This is a genomic window from Streptomyces corynorhini (assembly GCF_003346515.1).
GTDB lineage: Bacteria > Actinomycetota > Actinomycetes > Streptomycetales > Streptomycetaceae > Streptomyces > Streptomyces corynorhini.
Genome location: NZ_QQNA01000446.1, coordinates 1 through 1,905, shown reverse-complemented (window position 1 = coordinate 1,905; position 1,905 = coordinate 1). Strand labels below are relative to the sequence as shown.

The following is a 1,905-nucleotide window of genomic DNA, read 5'->3' as shown; positions in this document are numbered from 1 at the left end:
GCCCGGCCACCCGCCCCGGGGCCCGGCCACCCGGACCGTCCCGGCCACCCGACCAGCCACCCCCGACCGCCCCAGCCACCCGGCCACCCGACCAGCCGCCCGGCCGGTGCGCCCGGACCACCCCGCCCGGCCGCCCGGCCGCCCGGCCGCCCGGCCGCCCGGCCGTCACGCGGGCAGCCGGGCGCCCAACTCCGCCGCCGCCGCTCCGAGTACGGGGACCATCGCGACGAGATCGTCCACGCTGCGGCGGAAGGCCGGGGCGGCGGTGGACAGAGCCGCGTGGAGGGCGCCGTCCGGGCGCAGGACCGGGACGGCCACGGCCCGCAGACCGGCGTGGTGCTCCTCGTCGGCCGTGGCGTAGCCGCGCTCACGGGCCAGGAGGACGGCCTCGCGCAGGACGGCGCGGTCCGTGATGCTGTTCGGGCCGTACAGGGTGAGGTCGACGCGGGCCAGCAGGTCGGCGCGTACGTCGTCCGGCGCGAACGCCATGAGGACCTTCCCCATCGACGTACAGTGCAGCGGCCCGTGTCGGCCCGGCTCGCTGCGCACGCCGACGGGCAGCGGCCCGTCCACGTAATGCACGTACAGATGGCGCGTTCCGTCGAGGACGGACAGCAGCGTGGCCTCCTCGGTCTGCCGGGTGACCCGCCGCATGACCGGCAGGGCGGTCCCGGTGAACCCGTATGCCTGGCCCGCCCGTTGGCCGAGCTGGAACAGGCGCAGCCCGGGGCGGTAGCGCTTGCCGGACGGTTCGAACTCGACCAGGCCCTCGCGGCAGAGCGAGTTGACCAGCCGGTGTGACGTGCTGACCGGGACGCCGCTCTCGCGCGCCAGCTCCGACAGGGTGATGCCGTGCGGGTGCTCGCCGACCAGGACCAGCAGCCGCATCGCCCGCCCGACCACGTCCACGGGGACGGCGTCCCGCGCGGCGCCGACCGGAGCCTCGTCGTTGGTGTGCACGCCGACAAATTACCTCAGTGGTTGACATCCACGGCCCTCGATGCGGACGATGGTTTCCGCTGAATGGGTTTCCTTTCCATTCAGCGGAAAAATTATCGACGGAAAAAGGGGAAGGGTCGCGAGCATGAGTCATCCGCTCTTCGACATCAGCGGTCAGGTCGCCCTGGTCACCGGCTCCAGCCGGGGCATCGGACGCGCGCTGGCCCAGGGGCTGCTGGAGGCCGGTTGCACCGTCGTGCTCAACGGCCGCGACGCCGACGCGCTCGAACGCGCCCGTGCCGAACTGGCGGAGGCCGTCGCCGAAACCGGCACCTCCGCCACCGGTACGGTCCTGGCGGAGTCCTTCGACGTCACGGTCCCCGGCGCCGTGGCCGAGGGCGTCGCGCGGATCGAGGAGCGCGTCGGCCCGATCGACATCCTCGTCAACAACACCGGCGCCCAGCACCGGGCGCCGCTGACCGAGTTCGCCGACGCCGACTGGTACCGCCTGCTCGACACCAACCTGACCAGCGCCTTCCTCGTCGGCCGGGAGGTCGCCCGCCGGATGACGCCGCGCGGCCACGGCAAGATCGTCAACGTCTGCTCGCTCCAGAGCGAGGTCGTGCGCCCGGGAATCGCGCCGTACGCGGCGACCAAGGGCGGCCTGAAGATGCTCACCAAGGGCATGTGCGCGGACCTCGGCCCGTCCGGCATCCAGGTCAACGCCATCGGTCCCGGCTACTTCCGTACGGAGTTGACCTCCGCTCTCGTCGCGGACGAGGAGTTCAGCTCCTGGGTGCGCGGCCGTACCCCCGCCGGGCGCTGGGGCGAGGTGGGGGATCTGGTCGGGGCGCTGGTCTTCCTCTCCTCGGCCGCCTCGGACTTCGTCAACGGGCAGATCCTGTACGTCGACGGCGGCATGACGTCCGTGCTGTGACCACCCCCACCCCCGTCCCCGTCCCCGTC

2 protein-coding genes are annotated in these 1,905 nt (G+C 73.2%); one reads left to right on the top strand and one right to left on the bottom strand.

Annotation, left to right across the window (positions count from 1 at the left end; genetic code table 11):
- Positions 1-165 precede the first annotated feature (165 nt).
- Positions 166-960, bottom strand: a complete 795-nt coding sequence (locus tag DVH02_RS34305) for an IclR family transcriptional regulator (RefSeq protein ID WP_233518643.1) — start codon at positions 958-960, stop codon at positions 166-168.
- Positions 961-1,084: 124 nt separating this feature from the next.
- On the opposite strand from DVH02_RS34305, the gene DVH02_RS34300 reads away from it, so the two are divergent.
- Positions 1,085-1,876, top strand: coding sequence for an SDR family oxidoreductase (locus DVH02_RS34300; RefSeq protein ID WP_114627728.1), 792 nt, complete (start codon positions 1,085-1,087; stop codon positions 1,874-1,876).
- The last annotated feature ends 29 nt before the right edge of the window (positions 1,877-1,905 follow it).